This window comes from Actinomadura sp. GC306 (genome assembly GCF_004348665.1).
GTDB lineage: Bacteria > Actinomycetota > Actinomycetes > Streptosporangiales > Streptosporangiaceae > Spirillospora.
In genome coordinates, this window is the sequence record NZ_SMKM01000044.1 from 12,980 (window position 1) to 30,680 (window position 17,701).

The window sequence follows — 17,701 nt, forward strand, 5'->3', positions numbered from 1 at the left end:
CGGGGGCCTCATGGTGCCATCACGGGCGGATTCCGGCCATCGCCGGGCGTCCAGACTGTGCGGGTGCACAATCGGGACCCGTCCGGATTGCGCCGCGGCCCCGAAACAGAACGGCGCTCTGGACCCGTCCCGGGGACACATGGTCATCTATGGGCCCGCTCCCTAATTCGAGGACCCGTACCCCCAGAGATTCCACTATAGAGGCTCGTTCTAGAGGTCTTTTCTAGCCGAGACCCGCTCGGTCAGGGTCGTTCCCGCAGAGGAGGACCGGCATGGCCCCTGAATCCCCGCCCCCACGGATCCACGGACGTGCGCACGAGCTCGGCGTCATCGGGACGCTGCTCGACCGGGCCCGCGACGGCCACGGCGGCGCGCTGGCGATCGTCGCGGACGCCGGCACCGGCCGGACCGCCCTGCTGGACGCGGCGGCGCGCCGGGCCGCCCCCGGCTTCCGCGTCCTCGGCACCACCGGCGTCCGGCGGGAGGCCGCCGTCCCCTACGCCGGGCTCCACCGCCTGCTGCGGCCGCTGGCCGGGCTGATCGCCGAACTGCCCGCGGCGCACCGCGACGCGCTCGGCGCCGTCACCCGCGGCGGGCACGGCGGCACGCCGTTCGTCCTGTACGCGGCGGTGTGCGAGCTGCTCAGCCGGGCCGCCGAACGCGGACCCGTGCTGTGCCGGGCCGACGACGTCCAATGGCTCGACCCCGTCTCGCTGGAGGCGCTGGCCTTCACGGCGCGGCGCGTCCAGCACGACCGCATCGCGATGCTGTTCGCCGCCCGCGGCCGCGGCGCCCCCGACGGCCTCGCCGGCATCCGGCGGCTGCACCTGCCGCCCCTCGACGAGGACGCGAGCCGCCACGTCCTGCAGGACGCGCTCGGCGAGGCGATGGGCTGCGCCGTCCCGTACGCCGCGATCGGCGGCGACCTCGCCGAGGAGGTCGTCGACCTCGCCTGCGGCCGCCCGCTGGCGATCCGCGACCTCGCCGCCGCGCTCACCCCCGGGCAACTTTCCGGGACCGTCCCGCCGCCCCGCTCGCTCCCCGCGGGCAGCACGCTGCGCACCCTGAACCGCCACCGCTTCCTGCGGCTCCCCCGGGGCGCGCGGCGGCTCGTCCTCATGGTCGTCGCGGACGAGTGGGTCAACGCCGCCACCGTCGCGCGGGCCACCCGCACCGGCGGCATCGGCCCCGCCGACCTCGACGCGGCCCGCGCGTCCGGCCTGCTGCGCTTCGAGGGCGACGCGGTGACGGTGCGCAACAGGCTCGTCCGGTCCTCGCTGTGGGCGGACGCGTCGCGCGAGGAGCGGCAGGAGGCGCACGCGCTGCTCGCCGAGGTCCTCGTCCAGGAATGGCAGCGGCCCGCGCGGCTCTGGCACCGCGCGGCCGTCACCGGCGAACCCGACGCGCGGATCGCCGCCGACCTCGCGGCGGCGGCGCGGGCGGCGCAGCGGGCCGGCCGGTACGCCGACTCGTGGCGGACCTGGCAGCGCGCCGCCGCCCTCACCGGCGAGGACGGCGCCCGGACCGGCCGGCTGCTGGCCGCGGCCGGCGACGCCTGGGCGAGCGGCCGGTCCCGGCGGGCGCGGTCGCTGCTGCGGCAGGTCCGCCAGGTCGCGTGCACCGAGACGTGCGCCGCGCACGCCGACCGGCTGCGCGGCGAGATCGAGGCGGCGGCCGGCTCCCCCGCGGCGGCCGTCCCCATGCTGCGGGACGCCGCCGAACGGCTCGCTCCCCACGACGCCGAAGCGGCCCTGGGCGCGCTGGCCTGGGCCGCCGAGGCCGCCGACGCGTCCGGCGACCACGGCGCCTACCTGGAGATCGCCGCCCGCGCCGCGACGCTCCCCGGCCCCCGCCCCGACGCCGCGCCGCGCTCGGCGCTGCTGCTCGCCCACCTCACCGGCACCGCCGCCGCGCTCCGCGGCCGCTACCCGGCGGCGGCGGAGCACCTCCGGCGCGCCGTACTGCTCGGCGCTGAGGTCACCGACCCGGCCGCGCAGACATGGGCGGCGCTGTCGGCGTTCATGCTCGGCGACGCCGTGGCCTGCCGCTCCCTCGCCGCCGCCGCCGTCGCGTCCGCCCGCCGGGCCGGGAACGCGCCCCTGGAGTCGTACGCCCTGCTGGTCGCCGGGCGCTGCGAGGCCCTCCTCGGGCACCCCCCGGCGCCGATCGCCGCCTGCCACGACGGGCTGCGCCTCGCCCGCGCCGCCCAGCTGCACGCGCACACGGCCGAGCAGCTCGCCACGCTCGCGCTCACCGCCGCGTTCAACGGCCACGACAGCGCCGCGCTGGAGCATCTGGACCGGCTCACCGGGCCCACCGCGGGCCGCGGCCTCACCCGCGCCGCCGCCTTCGGCTCCTGGGCGCCCGCCGCACTCGACCTCGCCGCCGACCGCCCCGCCGACGCCGCCGCGCGGCTGCGGCTGTCCGGCGGCGCCGGGCTCGCCCACCCGCCCGCGCGGCTGCTCGCCGTCCCGCACCTGGTCGAGGCGCTCGTCCACACCGGCCACCGGGAGCAGGCGGCCGAGGCGTTCGAGCACTACCGGCGCTGGGCGGACGGGACGGCCCACGCCTCCGGCCGCGCCGCGCTCGCCCAACGGTGCCTGGCGCTGCTCGCCGCCCGCGACACCGAGGCCGCCGAGCACTTCACCGAGGCGCTCCGGCTGCACGAGGCCGCCGGCGCCGGATTCGAACTGGCCCGGACGGAACTGCTGTTCGGGCACCGCCTCCGCCGCGGCCGCCGGCCGCGCGCCGCCCGCGAGCACCTCCGCGCCGCCCTGCGCATCTTCGAGCGCTACGACGCCGTCCCGTGGACGGCGCGGGCCCGCGCGGAGCTGCGCGCCGCCGGCGAGACCATCGCCCCCGCCGCCGAAACGGCCCCGCCGCCCAGCAGGGCCGGAACGGACGGCGGGGCCGCGCCTGTCACCGCGAACGGCTTCGGGGAGCTGACCGCGCAGCAGGCGCACATCGCCCGGCTGGCCGCCGAAGGGGCCACCAACCGGGAGATCGCGGCGCGCCTCCTGCTCAGCCCGCGGACCATCGACCACCACCTCCGCAACGTCTTCACCCGGCTCGGGATCCGGTCGCGCGTCGAGCTGGCCAGGCTGATCCGCTGACCGCGGGGTACGGCCGCCCGCACGTCAGCGGGCGGGCTCGTACTCCTCCTCGGCCTCGTACTCTTCCTCGGTCTCCTGGTCCTCGGCCTTGGGAGCGTCGTCCTTGCGGTCGTGCTCCTCCTCGTCCATGGCCTCCTCGTGCGTCCGGACGACCTCGCTGTCGCGGATCTCGCCGCGCCAGCCCTCGATCTCGTCGGCGCGGGTCAGCGACTGGGTCATCACGAAGCGGCGGAAGTGCTTGAGCTCCAGCCGGACGCGGCGGCCCTGGGCGCGCCAGAGGTTGCCGGTCCGCTCGAAGAAGCCCTGCGGGTGGTACTCCAGGACCAGCAGGACGCGGGTCAGGTTCGGCGACAGCTTGTGGAAGCTGACCGTCCCGTCCACGTGGCCCTTCTGGCCCTTCGAGCGCCACACGATGTGCTCGTCCGGGACCTGCTCGATGATCGTGGCCTCCCAGGTCCGCTTGGACCAGAAGATCTTGGCCTGCCAGTTCAGCTTGACCTCGTCGGCCTGGTCGACGCTGATGACCTTCTTCATGAAGGACGGGTAGTCCTGGAACTGCGTCCACTGGTCGTAGACGAGGCGGCGGGGCGCACCGATGTCGATGTGCTCGACGATGTTGGTGACCTTCACCTTCTTGCCGCCGCCGCCCTTGCCGCCGCTCTTGCCCTCGTCCTTGCCGTCGTCGTCCTTGCCGACGCCGGGGACGGCGCCGCCGACGGTGTCCTTGATGCGGCCGAGCACGCCCTGGCCGTTCTTGTCGGCCTGGTCCTCGGACTGCTCCGGGGCGTCGTCCTCGTCGCGGGACTTCTTGCTCTGGGCGTCCTTCTTCGGCTCCTCCTTGGCGGAGGAGTCCTGGTCGTCGTCCTTGCGGCCGGTGAACGCCTTGCTCGCCGCGACGGCCGCGCCGGCGCCGAGCAGGACGCCGCCCGCGGTGCCGACGGCCCGCCCGCCGGGCAGGCTCTTGGCGATCCCCCCGCCGCCGCCCGGCAGGGCCTTGGTGATGCCGCTCAGGACGGGCAGCTTCTTGCGGCGGCCCCCCGGCAGCAGCTTGGTGACGCTTCCGATGGGCAGTGCGCCCATCTTGCTTCCACGTTTCATGGTCTCGCTTTCCTCACTCGGGGCTGGTTACTGTCTCGCCGTCGCGGATCTCGCCGCGCCAGCCCTCGATCTCGTCGGGCCGGGTGAGCGCCTGTGTCATCACGTGACGGCGGAAATGCTTGAGTTCGAGGCGGGCGCGGCGGCCCTGGGCGCGCCAGAGATTGCCGGTCCGCTCGAAGAGGCCCTTCGGGTGGTACTCCAGGACCATCAGGACGCGGGTCAGGTTCGGTGCCAGCTCGTGGAAGCTGACCGTCCCGTCCACGTGGCCCTTCTGGCCCTTGGACCGCCACACGATGTGCCGGTCGGGGACCTGCTCGGTGATCGTCGACTCCCACGTCCGGCTGGACCAGAAGATCTTGGCCTTCCAGCTCAGCTTCTCGTCGGACTCCTGGTCGACGCTCTCCACCTTCTTCATGAAGGTCGGCCACTCCTGGAAGAGCGTCCACTGGTCGTAGACGAGCCGGCGCGGGGCCCCCACGTCGATCTGCTCGACGATGTTGGTCGGCTTCCCCCTCCGCCCCCGCCCGAAGATGTTGGCGAGGGTCTCCTTCAGGGCCGTCCAGCCGAAGCTCAGCAGCGCCCGCACCGGGGACTTGCCCGCGGCGAGCGCCTTGGCTCCGGCCAGCGCGGCCTTGACGATCGGACCGCCCTGCTCGGCCTTGGCCGTGAGGTCCCGGACGGCGCGTTCCAGCCGCCGTTCGAGCCGCTGGACGGTCCCGCCCAGCACCCGCCGGCCCAGCCGCCGGGCCGACAGCACGGCCAGGGCACCGCCCGCGCCGGCCGCCAGACCCGTCCGGAAGTTCATGTCCCGTTTCCCGTTTCGTCGTCGCTCGTGTACGGCGCCGCATTACCCGGTCAAGTCACGGCAAAACAGGGTGCAGGCCAGGGCAAGTACCGAAACGTCCGATTCGGCGGTTGACCTCAAGTTCGCTTGAGGTTCTAGCGTGATCGGCGATCACCCGTGAGGGACGGCGAGGGAGCAGCATGAGGACAGAAGGCCAGGTCAGCGTCATCGGTCTCGGTGACATGGGGTCGGCGATCGCCAGGATGTTCGTCGAGCGCGGCTACGCGACGACCGTCTGGAACCGGACCGCGAGCAAGACCGCACCGCTGGCCGACGCCGGCGCCGCGGTCGCCGCGACGGCCGCGGAGGCGGTGGCGGCGAGCCCGCTCACCGTGCTCTGCCTCCTCGACGGCACGGCGGTCGACGAGGTACTCGCCGTCGTCGGTGATACGGCGGCGGGCAAGGTGCTGGTGAACGTGACGAGCTGCTCCCCCGCCCAGGCGCGGGCGAACGAACGCTGGGCGCACGAACAAGGCGCCGATTACCTGGACGGCAAGATCATGGGAGACCCGCCCTATGTCGGGACGACGAACATTCTGCTGCCGTTCAGCGGTTCACGCAGCGTGTTCGACGCCCATGAGGCGACGCTGAAGGAACTGGGCCCCATCTCCTATCAGGGCGAGGACGCCGGTTTCGCCGCCGTGGAATTCCTGGCCCAGGTGGCGGTGGCCTACGAACTGCTCATCGGCTTCCTGCACACGGTCAGATTGGTGCAGGCGGAAGGGCTGGACGTGGCGGAGTTCGCCGAACGCGTCGCCGACTCGGTGGCCGCCTACCCGGCACTGCTCACCACCATGGGAAAGGCTGTGAAGAACGGCGACTACGCCCCGGACATGGGACCGCTCAACGTCCAGGCCGCGCTCATGGACGACATGATCAGCCACCGCGAATCCCGCGGCGTGGAGGCTCTTCGGATGCGCGAGGTGAAGAAGCTCATGGACGCCCGCATCGCCGAGGGTCATGGCGACCAGGGCTTCTCCAGCCTCTTCGAGCTCCTGCCGAGGCTCTAGCCCTCCACCAGTTTCGCCAGATTGTCGAGCGCCATCCGCATACCGAGTTCGTTGTCGGACGGGGAGACGCTGTCGGGCATTCCGTCCTGCACCATAGTGATCTCCGTCCCCCCGTCCGCCTCGGCGAGCGTGGTGGTCATCGTCACTTCACCGCGCAGTTCCGGGGCACCCGTCTCGAACTCGAAGACCTCGACGACCTGCTCGTCCGGCACGAGCTTCACGAAATGGCCGTGGTAGGTGTCGGTGTGCGCCGACGACTTCCTGACTTCGTCCTGCGAATGTAGGTAAGCGAGACCCGGAAGAAGCCGCCCTCGCGGGCATCGAACTCGTGGACGTGAGCGCTCGTGTTGCCCGGCACCCGCCACCTCCCGATCGCATCCGCGTCGAGAAGCGCCCGGTAGACGGCCGAAGGCTCGGCCTTAACGAAGCGAGACGCCCGCGTCGAGTACATCCCCCGACCCTAACCCGAAAAGAAACGGCGTACCCGTCTCTCCGCCTCGGGTTCGACCACGGCGAGCAACTCCATCGCCCCGTCAATGGACGACACCGAGACCCGAACATGCCCGCTGACCCGCCAAGCACCGTCGTCACCTTTCGTGATCGACCATTCCGGGAAGAGCCGTTGAAGGAACAGCAGCAGAACGCCCTCGTTCACGCCGGCACCGGCTCGATCTCGGCCCAGACGACCTTTCCGCCTTCACTCAGCGGCCGCGTCCCCCACCGCCGGACGAGCGCTTCCAGGAGGAGCAGCCCCCGCCCGTCCTCCGCGGTGTAGTCGATGCCCCGGACCACCGGCACCGCGTCGGAGCGGTCCCAGGTCTCCACCACGGGAACGCCGTCCTCCCGCCGATAGGCCCGGACGACGACGAGGTCCCCCTCCCTCGACCCGTGCGTGATCGCGTTCGTCGCGAGTTCGCTGATCACCGTCCGGGCGACGTAGTACTCCAGCCCCCACGTCCCGAAGACCAGGCCGACGAACTCCCGCGCTTCCCTGACCGCCCCCAAGTCCGCCTTCATCACCATCGTCACCGGCTCGCCCACGCCATCACCTCCGCGCTTTTCGTAACTGAACGCACAGGATCGACCGCGCAGAGTAGTATCGACAGTGAATCGCGTCAACGTAGCGAGACCACTTGCACCTGCTTGCAAGTGCTTCCGAGAGGTGGACCCCCCATGCCGTCTCGAATGCCCACCCGGCAGACGATCGCCTTCGGCGAAGAACTGACCCAACTCCGCGAAGATGTCGGGCTTTCCCGACTCGAACTGGCAAAACGGATACCGGTGACCCGCAGCTACATCGGCCAGGTGGAGAACGGCACCACCCGCTGCCGAAGGGAGTTCGCCGGCGAGCTCGACAAGGCCATGAGCAGTGGCACCACGATGGTGGACGCCTGGGACGACCTCCTCAAGTCCAGCCGCTACCCGCCCTGGTTCGCCGACTACCCGCTGGCCGAAGGCACCGCGTCCCTGCTCCGCGCCTACGAGACGATGTTCGTCTACGGCCTCTTCCAAACCGAGGCATACATCCGCGCCCTCATGCTGGACGACTCCGATGTTGAGGCCCGACTCCGCCGTCAAGCAGTACTGGAGCGCGAGAATCCGCCAATGCTCCGCATCGTCCTAGCCGAAAACGTGCTCTGGACTTGCATAGGCAATGCCAATGTTATGCGGGAGCAGTGCCAGCAGCTGCTGGCTATGTCGGAGCGAGAGAACGTCATCCTCCAGGTAGCGCCTACCGCGTACTACCCAGGACTTGACGGGCCGTTCAATCTCGCAACACAGCCGAGCGGGGACGACCTGCTCCACATGCCAGCCGCCAGAGGCGGTATCACAACGGACGACCGAGAGGCTATCTTGCAGATGGTCGGCGCATTCTCGGCATTGCAGGCTCACGCCCTGGGTGTCGAGGACTCCCGTGAGTTCCTGCGAAAGGCGGTTGTTCGATGGACCTGATCAAGTGGCGGAAAGCACGGCAGAGCGACAGTCAAGGCGGAGCTTGCGTGGAGGTCGCGCAGGTCTACCAGGCAGTGGCTGTTCGAGACTCCAAGGACCCAGACGGACCCAAACTCCTGCTCACCCCCAACGCCTTCCGCGCCGTCCTCAACGACCTCAAGCGCTAACCCAGGCGGTGAACGGATGAACAAAGCCACATGGCGGAAGGCGCGACGGAGCGACGACCAGGGCGGGGCGTGCGTGGAGGTGGCGCGGTTCCCTGGAGCCGTTGCCGTCCGAGACTCCAAGAACCCCGACGGACCCAAACTCCTACTCACTCAGGACGCATTTCGCGCCGTCCTCGACAACCTCAAGCGCTAACTCAGGTGGTGAACGGATGAACAAAGTTACATGGCGGAAGGCGAGGCGCAGCGGGGCACAAGGAGACGCGTGCGTGGAGCTTGCGAGGTTCCCCCAAGCGGTGGCCGTGCGAGACTCCAACAACCCTGACGGCACAAAACTCCTGCTCACCCCGGACGCCTTCCGCGCAGTCCTCCACGACCTGAAGCACTCCGATGTGGCGTAAGTCCAGCCGGTCCGCTGAAGGAACGTCCGGCCAGTGTGTAGAGATCGCGCCGCTGGCCGGCCTCGTGGGCGTCCGCGACAGCAAGGACCCCAACGGCCCGAAACTCCTGCTCACCCGGGACGCATTTCGCGCCGTCCTCAACGACCTCAAGCGCTAACTCAGGCGGTGGACGAATGAACAAAGCCGCGTGGCGGAAGGCACGGCGAAGCAGTGACCAAGGGGACGCGTGCGTGGAGCTGGCACTGTTCCCTGAAGCCATCGCCGTCCGAGACTCCAAGAACCCAGACGGCCCGAAGCTCCTGATCACCCGGGACGCATTTCGCGCCGTCCTCGACGACCTCAAGCGCTGACTCAGGGGGTGAACGGATGAACGAAGCCACATGGCGAAAGGCGCAGCGAAGCGACGGGCAGGGCGGGGCGTGCGTGGAGGTGGCGCGGTTCCCTGAAGCCGTTGCCGTCCGAGACTCCAAGAATCCCGACGGTCCCAAACTCCTGCTCAGCTCGGACGCCTTCCGCGCCATCCTCGACGACCTCAAGCGCTGACCAGGCAGGGACCAAGATGGACTTGATCAAGTGGCGGAAGGCGCGACGAAGCGGCGACCAGGGCGGGGCGTGCGTCGAGGTGGCGCGGTTCCCCCAGGCAGTAGCCGTCCGAGACTCCAAGAACCCTGACGGACCCAGACTCCTGCTCAGCCCGGACGCCTTCCGCACCATTCTCGATCACATAAAGCGCTGATCCTGCACTAACGGGCGAGAGCATCGTGGTGCGAGCGGGCGACGAATTCGCCTACGACGGCCGCACCCATGGGTGGGCGGCGCTCGGCATGCTCGCCGGGGCCCTGGCCGATTACTGACCGGCCCCGGCACGGAGCAGCGGGCGCGGTAGGCGGGTTCGCCGTGTCAAGCGTTGTTTCATGCTTTCAAGGACGTTGCTCCGCGTCCCGCCCGGCCGGCTCCGTTATTTCCCCCTTCACCAGGGCGGATGCGGGGATGGCGTCGCACTGTGCGATAGTTCATATTTGAACAAAATGCCGGGCCAACTGATAATGCTCAAGAGCGGCCGCTGATCAAGAGACCTCAACTCGGGAGGTAATTCATGAGATCAGTCCGACGCGGCGCGAGTTTCGTGGTCGGAATGCTGACCGTGCTGGTGATGGCGCTGGCGAGCTCCGCCCCGGCCGGCGCGACCACCTCGACCTGGACACTGGAGGACATCGGCCAGAAGATCTGCCTCGGTCCTACCGGCTGGCCGAACACCTACGTGTTCGCACCCGTGACCGGGACCTGGGACGCCCCCATCCGCACCGGCATCAGGAACCTGCCGGCCGGTTCCATCGACCACGGCGGGGACGTCCTCCCGCCCGGAAGCAACAACGGCAACCACATCAACGGCTGGATCTTCGTCTCCTTCGCGCCGGCCCCGGCCGGGGACCACGTGGCCGAGGTGTGGGCGAGCGACGGCAAGGTCACCCAGACGGCGCCGGTGCTGCTCCGCTACGGACAGCAGAGCTACGGCTGCTGGTGAGCCGCCCCGCGCGGTAGCGAAGGCGGACACATCCCGCCGGGTGCCGGCCGTCCTCTCACGCGGACGGCGGTCACTTCGGGCGCGGCTGCGTTCGTCCCGGCAAAGGCGCCGGCCCTCCAGGGGCGGGCCGGCGCCTTTGCCGTTGGTCAGCCGGACGAGTCGCGGAGCACCCGGGTCAGCTCGTCCGTGTGCTGTTCGGCGAGGTCGGGACGGCCGTGGTACTGCGCCGGGGTGTTGTGGAACAGCACGATCCGCCACGTCCCGGCGTGGTTCTGCGCGACGAGGGACTGGACGGCGTTCGCCGCCGGGTTCAGCTCCGTCCGTCCAGGCGGGACCATCCCGACGATCGCGCGCAGCAGGACCACCTCATCGGTCAGGGAGCACACCTCGCGGACCTTCCACACGTACGCGGCAGTGGGGTGGTCCGCGAAAATCGGCGTCAGATGGTCCGCGACTTCCGAGCCGGGCACCTGACTTCCGTCGAAGCCGACCATGGCCCCGGCCGGGTCGAACAGCGCCGCGTACCCGCGCGCGTCGCGCCGGTTCCAAGCGGCGAGCAGTTCCTCGTACAGCGCGGACACCGCCGACTCAGAGGACTTCCCGTGTTCGGTCGATTCAGGCATGCCCTTCAGCATCGCAGCCGACCGTGACACCCCACCGCCGGAAATGGCGACCCGCCCGTGCCAGAGAGGTTGTTCCAGTCGCAGCCCCGCCTGCTGCACAACTGCTCGTACCTCGCCGACCATCGCTTTCAGCTTGTCGGTTCGCGCTTTCGAGAGGCGGTCATGCCCAACACTGCCGTCGATGGTTGTCGGCCTCGGGGCCGTGTCCCCTAGAGTCCGCTGGTCGGATCGTGATGGCGAACGGGAAGGGGCGGTATGTGCGAGCCCTCGGCTGCGGTGGGCCGGGCCGGTCGGCGGCGGAGCGCGGCGCGGTCGCTGGTGATCTGGGGAGTGACCGGTCTCGTGTCGTACGGGCTGACGCTCACGCTGATCAGCGACACCTTCTTCTGGTTCGCGATCCCGGGAATGCTGGGGCTCCTCACCGTCGTGATGATCGCGACGCAGGCGGTGTTGGGCCGGGCGCCCGGCAATGACGATCTCCGGGGACTGCTGAAGCGCTACGCCGCGATCGTGCTGGTCTCCGCCGTGCTGGTGGCCGTGCCGCTGATCGTGGACGTCCGCTTCGCCTACCCGCTCATGGGGGTGGGCATGATGGCCTTCGTCGTCGCAGGCAAGGTCATGCTGGAGCAGAAGCGCCGCGTCCAGGCATAAGGACTTTGGGAACCGGACGGGCACGAAACCTGCCGCCCGAATCGCTCTGCCATTGGGTATGCCGTCCGGCACCATGGTCCCGCGAGGTGGTCGGTGCGTTCTCGGCGTCGCACGTCGGTGCGCCTACGGAAGGCGGTTGTTCGGTGGAGGTGATCATGTGACGGAAGGCGCGACAGAGCGGCGACCAGGGGGACGCGTGCGTGGAGGTGGCGCGGTTCCCCGAAGCCGTCGCCGTCCGGGACTCCAAGGATCCTGACGGCCCCAAGCTCCTGCTCACCCCGGACGCCTTCCGCGCCGTCCTCGACGACCTCGCGCACTGAGCCCTGTTCAGCGCTCACTGTGATGCGATCGACGGACGACTCCGCCTACGACGACCGCGGTCGCGGTGGCGAGCGGGATGTGCCGCTCGACGTCCGGCGTACGCCGAGCTTCCAGCGGTGGTACCACGCGCAGCGGAGAGCCGGAAATACGCTGCAGGGCGCCCGACTGGTCTGGGTGTCCCGGATAGGCCCCGAGCCGGGCGCCGTCTTCTTCTGGGCGTTGCATGTGCGGATGCATGTCGCCGCCGAGGACAGGATCAAGGACAACGAGATCGTGCTGTCCCGGCCCGACGTCTCGACCGTGGCCCTCTACCAGCGCGGGCCGTCACTGGACGAAACCGTGGTCGTCCTCGTTCGGGAATTCCGGAGCCCCGCCTCGACACCGGACGGAAACGTCCACGAACTACCGGGCGGTTCCACGATGGGGTCTGGCGGTCCGCTGGCTCAGGCCGCCGATGAAGTCGCGGAGGAGACGGGGCTCGTCCTCGATGCCGGCCGCTTTCGTGCGCACGGCAGCCGCCAGGTCGCCGCGACCGTCTCCGCTCATCACGCTCACCTGTTCTCCGTAGAGATAACCGACGATGAGCTGGAGCAGCTGCGCGACATGCAAGGACGTCCCCATGGCGTCCACAGCGACTCCGAACGCACCTGGATCGAGATCACCACCTACGGCGAAATAAGGAGGACGAGCCTGGTCGACTGGGCGACCCTCGGCATGCTCGCCGAAGCCCTGGCGGGGTGACCGGCATATGTTCCCGGCTCAGGGGGTGATGATCAGTTTGCCGCGGGTGTGGGTGGTGCGGCTGGCGTCGAAGGCTTCGCCGACCTCGTCCAGGGAGTAGGTGCCGGCTATTTCGACCTTGAGGCCGTCGTGGTCGGCCAGGGCGGCGAGGTCGGTGAGTTTGCTGCCGTTCGGGCGGACCCAGATCCAGTGGCCGCCGTGGTTGTCCACCTCGTTGTCGGCCACGGAGACGTGGCGGCCGTCCGGGCGGAGGACCGCGAGGGTCGTGTCCAGTTGGCCGCCGGCGAAGTCGGCCACCGCGGAGACGCCGCCGGGGGCCAGCTCGCCGATGCGGTCGGCCAGGCCGTCGCCGTAGGTCACCGGTTCGGCGCCGAGTTCGCGCAGGTAGTCGTGGTTCTTCTCGGACGCCGTGCCGATGACGCGGGCGCCGCGGTGGCGGGCGATCTGGACGGCGATGCCCCCGACGCCGCCGGACGCCGCGTGGATCAGCAGCACGTCGTCCGGGCCGATCTCCAGGCGGTCCAGGGCGCGCTGGGCGGTCATCCCCACCAGCGGCAGGCCGCCCGCCTGGTTCCAGTCGAGGGCGGCGGGCTTGCGGGCCACGTGGTCCGCCGCCACGGCGACGTACTGCGCGAACGTCCCCGCGCCGACGACGTCCTTGCGGGCGTAGGAGATGACCTCGTCGCCCGGTGCGAACTCCGGGGTGTCCGGGCCGAGCGCGCGGACCACTCCGGCGACGTCCCAGCCGGGGATGACGGGGAACACCGCGTCCATCATGCCGTCCAGGCCGCCGGCCATGACCTTCCAGTCGACCGGGTTGACCCCGGCGGCGCGCACTTCGATCAGCACTTGGCCGGGGCCGACCTTCGGGTCGGGGACGTCGCCGACCTTCAGGCGCGAGTTGTCAGGGGCGAACGAGTCGTAGGTGACGGCGCGCATGACCTCAGCCTGCCTCCGCGTCGATCCCCTAAACGCTGCCCGGGTGAGCGGTCAGGCGACGGGTTCCAGGGGTGGTTCGCCGGGCTGGTCGGCGAACTGGGTGTGGTAAAGGTCGGCGTAGCGGCCGCCGGCGGCGAGGAGTTCCTCGTGGGTGCCGCGTTCGGCGATGCGGCCGTCCTCGACGACGAGGATCAGGTCGGCGGCCCGGACGGTGCTGAGGCGGTGGGCGATGACGACGGCGGTGCGGCCGTCGAGGGCCTCGGCCAGGGCCTCCTGGACGGCGGCCTCGGACGTCGAGTCGAGGTGGGCGGTGGCCTCGTCCAGGATGACGACGCGCTGGCGGGCCAGGAGGAGGCGGGCGATGGTGAGGCGCTGGCGCTCGCCGCCGGAGAGGCGGTAGCCGCGTTCGCCGACGATGGTGTCGAGCCCGTCCGGGAGGCCCCTGATCAGGGGTTCGAGGCGGGCGCGGCGCAGGACGTCCCACAGGTCGTCTTCGGTGGCCTCGGGACGGGCCAGGAGGAGGTTGTCGCGGATCGACTCATGGAACAGGTGGCCGTCCTGCGTGACCATGCCGAGCGTCTCGCGGATGCTCTGGAAGGTCAGGTCGCGGACGTCGACCCCGCCGAGCCGGACCGTGCCGGAGTCGACGTCGTAGAGGCGCGGGACGAGCTGGGCGATCGTGGACTTCCCCGCACCGGAGGAGCCGACCAGCGCGACCGTCTGGCCGGGTTCGGCGCGGAACGACACCTCGTGCAGGACGTCCACGCCGCCGCGGGTGTCGAGGGTCGCGACCTCTTCGAGGGAGGCCAGCGACACCTTGTCGGCGGACGGGTACGCGAACCGGACGCGGTCGAACTCGACGGCGACGGGGCCGTCGGGGACGGCGCGGGCTTCGGGCTTCTCCGCGACGAGCGGCTTCAAGTCGAGGACCTCGAAGACGCGCTCGAAGCTGACCAGGGCGCTCATGACCTCGACGCGGGCGCTGGCGAGGGCGGTCAGCGGCGCGTAGAGGCGGGTGAGGAGCAGCGCGAGGGCGACGACCGCGCCGGCGTCGAGGTCGCCGCGCAGGGAGAAGTAGCCGCCGAGGCCGTAGACGAGCGCGAGCGCCAGGGCCGAGACCATCGTGAGCGCCGTGATGAAGACGTGCTGGACCATCGCGGTCCGGACGCCGATGTCGCGGACGCGGCGGGCGCGGGCGGCGAACTCGGCCGACTCGCGGGCGGGGCGGCCGAACAGCTTCACCAGCGTCGCGCCCGGTGCCGAGAAGCGTTCCGTCATCTGCGTGCTCATCGCGGCGTCGTGCGCGGCGGCCTCGCGTTCGAGCCGCGCCAGGCGGCTGCCCATACGGCGGGCCGGGAGCACGAACACGGGCAGCAGCACCAGTGCCAGCAGGGTGATCTGCCAGGAGAGGCGCACCATCACCCCGAACGTCAGCAGGACCATGACCAGGTTGCTGACGACGCCGGAGAGGGTGTCGCTGAACGCGCGCTGGGCGCCGATGACGTCGTTGTTGAGCCGGCTGACCAGGGCGCCGGTGCGGGTGCGGGTGAAGAAGGCGACCGGCATCCGCTGGACGTGGTCGAAGACGGCGGTCCGCAGGTCGAGGATCAGGCCCTCGCCGATGCGGGCCGACAGCCACCGGTTGGCGAGGCCGAGACCGCCCTCGGCCAGCGCGAGGAACGCGATCAGGACGGCGAGCCAGACGACCGTGGACGCCGCGGCGTCGTCCACGATGGCGTTGACGACCTGCCCGGCCAGCACGGGCGTCGCGACCGCGAGGACGGCCAGCACCACGCTGATCGCGAGGAACGCGGCCAGCGGCCGCCGGTGCGGGCGCGCGAACCGGCCGATGCGGCGCAGCGTGGCCTTTGAGAAGGGCCTGCTGTCGCGCGCGTTCATCGCGTGGTGCAACGACATCCACGCGGTGACTTCCATGTCCATGACGAACCCCGTGCTCGGTAGGCGATGATCGTTACCTGGAGAGAGCATGCGACCTCAATCGAGGTTGAGGTCAAGTCGCCGCCTGTGCCCAGGGTCGCGCGGGGGTACGACATTTTCGAAGGAGGGCACGTGGACGTCGGCAGACTCCGGAGCGACACCCCCGGTTGCGCGCGGGTGGCCCATCTCAACAACGCCGGGGCCGCGCTCCCGCCGCGTCCGGTGATCGACGCCGTCGCGGAGCACTTCACGCTGGAGAGCACGATCGGCGGGTACGAGGCGGCGGAGGCCAACGCCGCCGCCGTCGAGCGGTTCTACGGCGCGGCGGCCGGGCTGATCGGCGCGCACCCGGACGAGATCGCCTACGTGGAGAACGCCACCCGGGCCTGGGACATGGCGTTCTACGCGATCCCCTTCGCCGAGGGCGACCGCATCCTCACGACGACGAGCGAGTACTCCAGCAACGCGATCGCCTACCGGCAGGTGGCCGCGGCCCGGAACCTGAGCGTTCAGGTCGTCCCGGACGAGGCCGACGGAACCCTGTCATTGGACGCGCTGGAGGCCGAACTCGGCGGGGGAGGTGTCCGCCTCGTGTCGCTGAACCAAATCCCCACGCAGAACGGCCTCGTCAACCCGGTCGCGGAGGTCGGGCGGCTGTGCCGGGAGCACGGCGTCCTGTTCCTGCTGGACGCGTGCCAGTCGGTCGGCCAGCTCGCCGTGGACGTCGGCGAGATCGGCTGCGACATGCTGTCGGCGACGGGCCGCAAGTTCCTGCGCGGCCCGCGCGGGACCGGATTCCTGTATGTGCGGCGGGAGGTCGTCCCCACTCTGGAGCCGCCGTTCCTCGACCTGCACGCCGCCGACTGGAAGGCCCCGGACGGCTACGAGACGCGCGGCGACGCGCGGCGCTTCGAGACGTGGGAGCGGTACGTCGCCGGGCAGATCGGGCTGGGCGTCGCCGCGGACTACGCGGTTGAGCTGGGGATGGCGGCGATCGAGGAACGCGTGACCGGGCTCGCGGCGACGCTGCGCGGCGCGCTCACCGAGCGGCCGGGGACGACCGTGCTGGACAGGGGCGCCCGCCCGTCCGGCATCGTCACGTTCACCGTGGACGGCCACGACCCCGCGGAGATCAAGGACGCCGCCAGGGCGGCGGGCGTCAACGTCAACGTCACGAGCCCGGCCGCACATGGATACGACCCGCACGCCGCTCCGGCGGCCGTGCGGGCCTCTGTGCACTACTACAACACCGAAGAGGAGCTCGACCGCCTGCTGGCGGTGCTCCCCTGACGGAGGCGGGCGCGTCCGGAGGCCGGGGATGCAGATGACGGATGCCTCCGGACACGCCCTGGCTCGGGGGTTCGCACCTACCGCGCTCCGGGCGGGGTCAGGTGTTCGGGCGGGCGGCGCTGATGTCGGCGAGCGCGGAGACCTCGTCCTTCTCCATCGCCAGGTCGCCGATCGTCACGATGCCCACCGGGCGGCCGTCCTCGATGACGGGCAGCCGGCGCACGGCCCGCTCCCGCATGATCTGCGCGGCCTTGTCGAGCGGGTCGTCCGGCCCGACGGTCGCGGTCGCGGTGCTCGCGATCTTGCCGATCTTCTGGTCCGTCGGGTCGCCGCCGGCGGCGAGCCCGCGGATCACCAGGTCGCGGTCGGTGACGAGCCCCAGCAGGTCGTCCCCGTCGGCCACCAGCACGGCGCCGATGTCCTCGTCGCGCATCGCGCGGGCCACGGTCACGATGTCCAGTTCGGGGGACACCGACGTCGGGGAGCCGGTCATGATGTCGCGGATCTTCGTTGCCATACAGCACTCACTCCTTGAGCCTCGTCGTAGGTCGTCTGGGCCCCGGGATGGTCCGGCACCTACCCGGCAGGAATGACCTCACTCATCGGCGTCCGCGGACCCGCGCGCCGCTTGCGAATTCGCGCGAACCTTCTCGATAAACTGCGCATCCTTCACTATGACGGGGCTGTCGGGGGAGACCGCTCCAGCCGCCTGGTGGCACCAGCCGAGGAGGGGCCTGCCGTGGACGACACCGAGCGGGAGAAGGAGCCGCCGGCGTCCGGCAGCGGGGACGAGCGCGAGTCCGCCCGCACCGCCACCACCGAGTTCCGCATCCCGGCCAAGGTCGACCTGACGCGACCGGACATCCGTGTCCGGCGCCCCGCCACGCCGCCGGAACCGCCGGAACCGCCCGCGGAACCCGAGGCTGACGAGGCCGCTCCCGAAGAGGCCCCCGCCGCGACCGAAGAGGCCGAGGCGGAACCCGAGGCCGCCGCGTCCGACGGGACCGGGCCGACGCGCGTCGAGCGCCTTCCGCAGCTCGCCTCCCCGCAGCCGGCCGTCCGCTCGTCCGGCCCGTGGACGGTCCAGTGG

General features: G+C 70.9%; 24 protein-coding genes and 1 pseudogene. 16 read left to right on the plus strand and 9 right to left on the minus strand.

What is annotated here, in order from left to right; all coding sequences use genetic code 11:
* Nucleotides 1-272: 272 nt before the first annotated feature.
* Nucleotides 273-3,113 carry a LuxR family transcriptional regulator gene (locus tag E1200_RS09410; RefSeq protein WP_131951438.1) on the plus strand — a complete coding sequence of 947 codons (2,841 nt, stop codon included), beginning with the start codon at nucleotides 273-275 and terminating at the stop codon, nucleotides 3,111-3,113.
* 24 nt (nucleotides 3,114-3,137) lie between these two features.
* Here the strand turns inward: E1200_RS09410 and E1200_RS09415 are convergent, their stop codons facing one another.
* Both E1200_RS09415 and E1200_RS09420 read right to left on the minus strand, forming a co-directional pair.
* The gene (locus E1200_RS09415) at nucleotides 3,138-4,211 is read right to left on the minus strand and encodes an SRPBCC family protein (RefSeq protein ID WP_243708439.1); all 1,074 of its coding nucleotides are present in this window, start codon (nucleotides 4,209-4,211) and stop codon (nucleotides 3,138-3,140) included.
* Between the two features lie 13 nt (nucleotides 4,212-4,224).
* Nucleotides 4,225-5,016, minus strand: coding sequence for an SRPBCC family protein (locus tag E1200_RS09420; protein WP_131951439.1), 792 nt, complete (start codon nucleotides 5,014-5,016; stop codon nucleotides 4,225-4,227).
* 179 nt (nucleotides 5,017-5,195) lie between these two features.
* Here E1200_RS09420 and E1200_RS09425 point away from each other — a divergent pair, with 179 nt between their 5' ends.
* Nucleotides 5,196-6,065, plus strand: a complete 870-nt coding sequence (locus E1200_RS09425) for an NAD(P)-binding domain-containing protein (RefSeq protein WP_131951440.1) — start codon at nucleotides 5,196-5,198, stop codon at nucleotides 6,063-6,065.
* Here the strand turns inward: E1200_RS09425 and E1200_RS34740 are convergent.
* The 3 genes from E1200_RS34740 to E1200_RS09440 form a co-directional block, all read right to left on the minus strand.
* A complete protein-coding gene (locus E1200_RS34740; protein WP_279484067.1) occupies nucleotides 6,062-6,430 on the minus strand; it encodes an SRPBCC domain-containing protein in 369 nt (122 codons plus the stop codon). The genes E1200_RS09425 and E1200_RS34740 overlap by 4 nt on opposite strands.
* A 95-nt stretch (nucleotides 6,431-6,525) precedes the next feature.
* A complete protein-coding gene (locus E1200_RS09435; protein WP_131951441.1) occupies nucleotides 6,526-6,720 on the minus strand; it encodes a hypothetical protein in 195 nt (64 codons plus the stop codon).
* Complete coding sequence (locus E1200_RS09440) at nucleotides 6,717-7,106, minus strand: ATP-binding protein (protein WP_131951442.1); 390 nt, start codon at nucleotides 7,104-7,106, stop codon at nucleotides 6,717-6,719. Before E1200_RS09440 ends, E1200_RS09435 begins: the two co-directional genes overlap by 4 nt.
* A gap of 144 nt (nucleotides 7,107-7,250) precedes the next feature.
* Here E1200_RS09440 and E1200_RS09445 point away from each other — a divergent pair, with 144 nt between their 5' ends.
* The 9 genes from E1200_RS09445 to E1200_RS09485 all read left to right on the plus strand — a co-directional run bounded on the left by E1200_RS09445 (nucleotide 7,251) and on the right by E1200_RS09485 (nucleotide 10,108).
* On the plus strand, nucleotides 7,251-8,018 hold the full coding sequence (locus tag E1200_RS09445; RefSeq protein WP_165950261.1) for a helix-turn-helix transcriptional regulator: 768 nt from the start codon (nucleotides 7,251-7,253) through the stop codon (nucleotides 8,016-8,018).
* Nucleotides 8,009-8,185, plus strand: coding sequence for a DUF397 domain-containing protein (locus tag E1200_RS09450; RefSeq protein WP_131951444.1), 177 nt, complete (start codon nucleotides 8,009-8,011; stop codon nucleotides 8,183-8,185). Before E1200_RS09445 ends, E1200_RS09450 begins: the two co-directional genes overlap by 10 nt.
* Nucleotides 8,186-8,201: 16 nt before the next feature.
* Complete coding sequence (locus E1200_RS09455; RefSeq protein ID WP_131951445.1) at nucleotides 8,202-8,378, plus strand: DUF397 domain-containing protein; 177 nt, start codon at nucleotides 8,202-8,204, stop codon at nucleotides 8,376-8,378.
* 73 nt (nucleotides 8,379-8,451) lie between these two features.
* Entirely contained in the window at nucleotides 8,452-8,583 is a 132-nt protein-coding gene (locus E1200_RS09460; protein WP_347813208.1) for a DUF397 domain-containing protein, read from the plus strand.
* The gene (locus E1200_RS09465; RefSeq protein WP_131951447.1) at nucleotides 8,573-8,740 is read left to right on the plus strand and encodes a DUF397 domain-containing protein; all 168 of its coding nucleotides are present in this window, start codon (nucleotides 8,573-8,575) and stop codon (nucleotides 8,738-8,740) included. The genes E1200_RS09460 and E1200_RS09465 overlap by 11 nt, the downstream gene beginning before the upstream one ends.
* Nucleotides 8,741-8,756: 16 nt before the next feature.
* On the plus strand, nucleotides 8,757-8,933 hold the full coding sequence (locus tag E1200_RS09470) for a DUF397 domain-containing protein (RefSeq protein WP_131951448.1): 177 nt from the start codon (nucleotides 8,757-8,759) through the stop codon (nucleotides 8,931-8,933).
* A gap of 16 nt (nucleotides 8,934-8,949) precedes the next feature.
* Entirely contained in the window at nucleotides 8,950-9,126 is a 177-nt protein-coding gene (locus E1200_RS09475) for a DUF397 domain-containing protein (RefSeq protein WP_131951449.1), read from the plus strand.
* 16 nt (nucleotides 9,127-9,142) lie between these two features.
* Nucleotides 9,143-9,319 (plus strand): DUF397 domain-containing protein, encoded by a 177-nt coding sequence (locus E1200_RS09480; RefSeq protein ID WP_131951450.1) that lies wholly within the window; start codon nucleotides 9,143-9,145, stop codon nucleotides 9,317-9,319.
* A 360-nt stretch (nucleotides 9,320-9,679) separates the two neighbouring features.
* Nucleotides 9,680-10,108, plus strand: a complete 429-nt coding sequence (locus E1200_RS09485; protein ID WP_131951451.1) for a DUF5980 family protein — start codon at nucleotides 9,680-9,682, stop codon at nucleotides 10,106-10,108.
* A gap of 146 nt (nucleotides 10,109-10,254) precedes the next feature.
* Here the strand turns inward: E1200_RS09485 and E1200_RS09490 are convergent, their stop codons facing one another.
* On the minus strand, nucleotides 10,255-10,731 hold the full coding sequence (locus E1200_RS09490; protein WP_131951452.1) for an SgcJ/EcaC family oxidoreductase: 477 nt from the start codon (nucleotides 10,729-10,731) through the stop codon (nucleotides 10,255-10,257).
* Nucleotides 10,732-11,061: 330 nt separating this feature from the next.
* Here E1200_RS09490 and E1200_RS09495 point away from each other — a divergent pair, with 330 nt between their 5' ends.
* From E1200_RS09495 to E1200_RS09505, 3 genes and pseudogenes are all read left to right on the plus strand, one after another.
* Nucleotides 11,062-11,382, plus strand: a complete 321-nt coding sequence (locus tag E1200_RS09495; protein ID WP_131951453.1) for a hypothetical protein — start codon at nucleotides 11,062-11,064, stop codon at nucleotides 11,380-11,382.
* A 173-nt stretch (nucleotides 11,383-11,555) separates the two neighbouring features.
* A pseudogene (locus E1200_RS09500) lies at nucleotides 11,556-11,702 on the plus strand (DUF397 domain-containing protein); the annotation flags it as partial.
* Nucleotides 11,703-11,724: 22 nt separating this feature from the next.
* On the plus strand, nucleotides 11,725-12,444 hold the full coding sequence (locus E1200_RS09505) for a hypothetical protein (protein ID WP_131951455.1): 720 nt from the start codon (nucleotides 11,725-11,727) through the stop codon (nucleotides 12,442-12,444).
* 18 nt (nucleotides 12,445-12,462) lie between these two features.
* Here the strand turns inward: E1200_RS09505 and E1200_RS09510 are convergent, their stop codons facing one another.
* Together E1200_RS09510 and E1200_RS09515 are read right to left on the minus strand one after the other, a co-directional pair.
* Nucleotides 12,463-13,383 carry an NADP-dependent oxidoreductase gene (locus E1200_RS09510; protein ID WP_131951456.1) on the minus strand — a complete coding sequence of 307 codons (921 nt, stop codon included), beginning with the start codon at nucleotides 13,381-13,383 and terminating at the stop codon, nucleotides 12,463-12,465.
* A 51-nt stretch (nucleotides 13,384-13,434) separates the two neighbouring features.
* Nucleotides 13,435-15,324, minus strand: a complete 1,890-nt coding sequence (locus E1200_RS09515) for an ABC transporter ATP-binding protein (protein ID WP_131951457.1) — start codon at nucleotides 15,322-15,324, stop codon at nucleotides 13,435-13,437.
* A 129-nt stretch (nucleotides 15,325-15,453) separates the two neighbouring features.
* On the opposite strand from E1200_RS09515, the gene E1200_RS09520 reads away from it, so the two are divergent.
* Nucleotides 15,454-16,611, plus strand: coding sequence for an aminotransferase class V-fold PLP-dependent enzyme (locus tag E1200_RS09520; protein WP_243708440.1), 1,158 nt, complete (start codon nucleotides 15,454-15,456; stop codon nucleotides 16,609-16,611).
* A gap of 97 nt (nucleotides 16,612-16,708) precedes the next feature.
* On the opposite strand, the gene E1200_RS09525 is transcribed toward E1200_RS09520, so the two are convergent.
* On the minus strand, nucleotides 16,709-17,128 hold the full coding sequence (locus tag E1200_RS09525; protein ID WP_131951459.1) for a CBS domain-containing protein: 420 nt from the start codon (nucleotides 17,126-17,128) through the stop codon (nucleotides 16,709-16,711).
* 222 nt (nucleotides 17,129-17,350) lie between these two features.
* Between E1200_RS09525 and E1200_RS33610 the strand changes: the two genes are divergently transcribed.
* Nucleotides 17,351-17,701, plus strand: a 351-nt coding sequence (locus E1200_RS33610) for a hypothetical protein (protein WP_207933264.1), incomplete at its 3' end; no start/stop codon positions are given.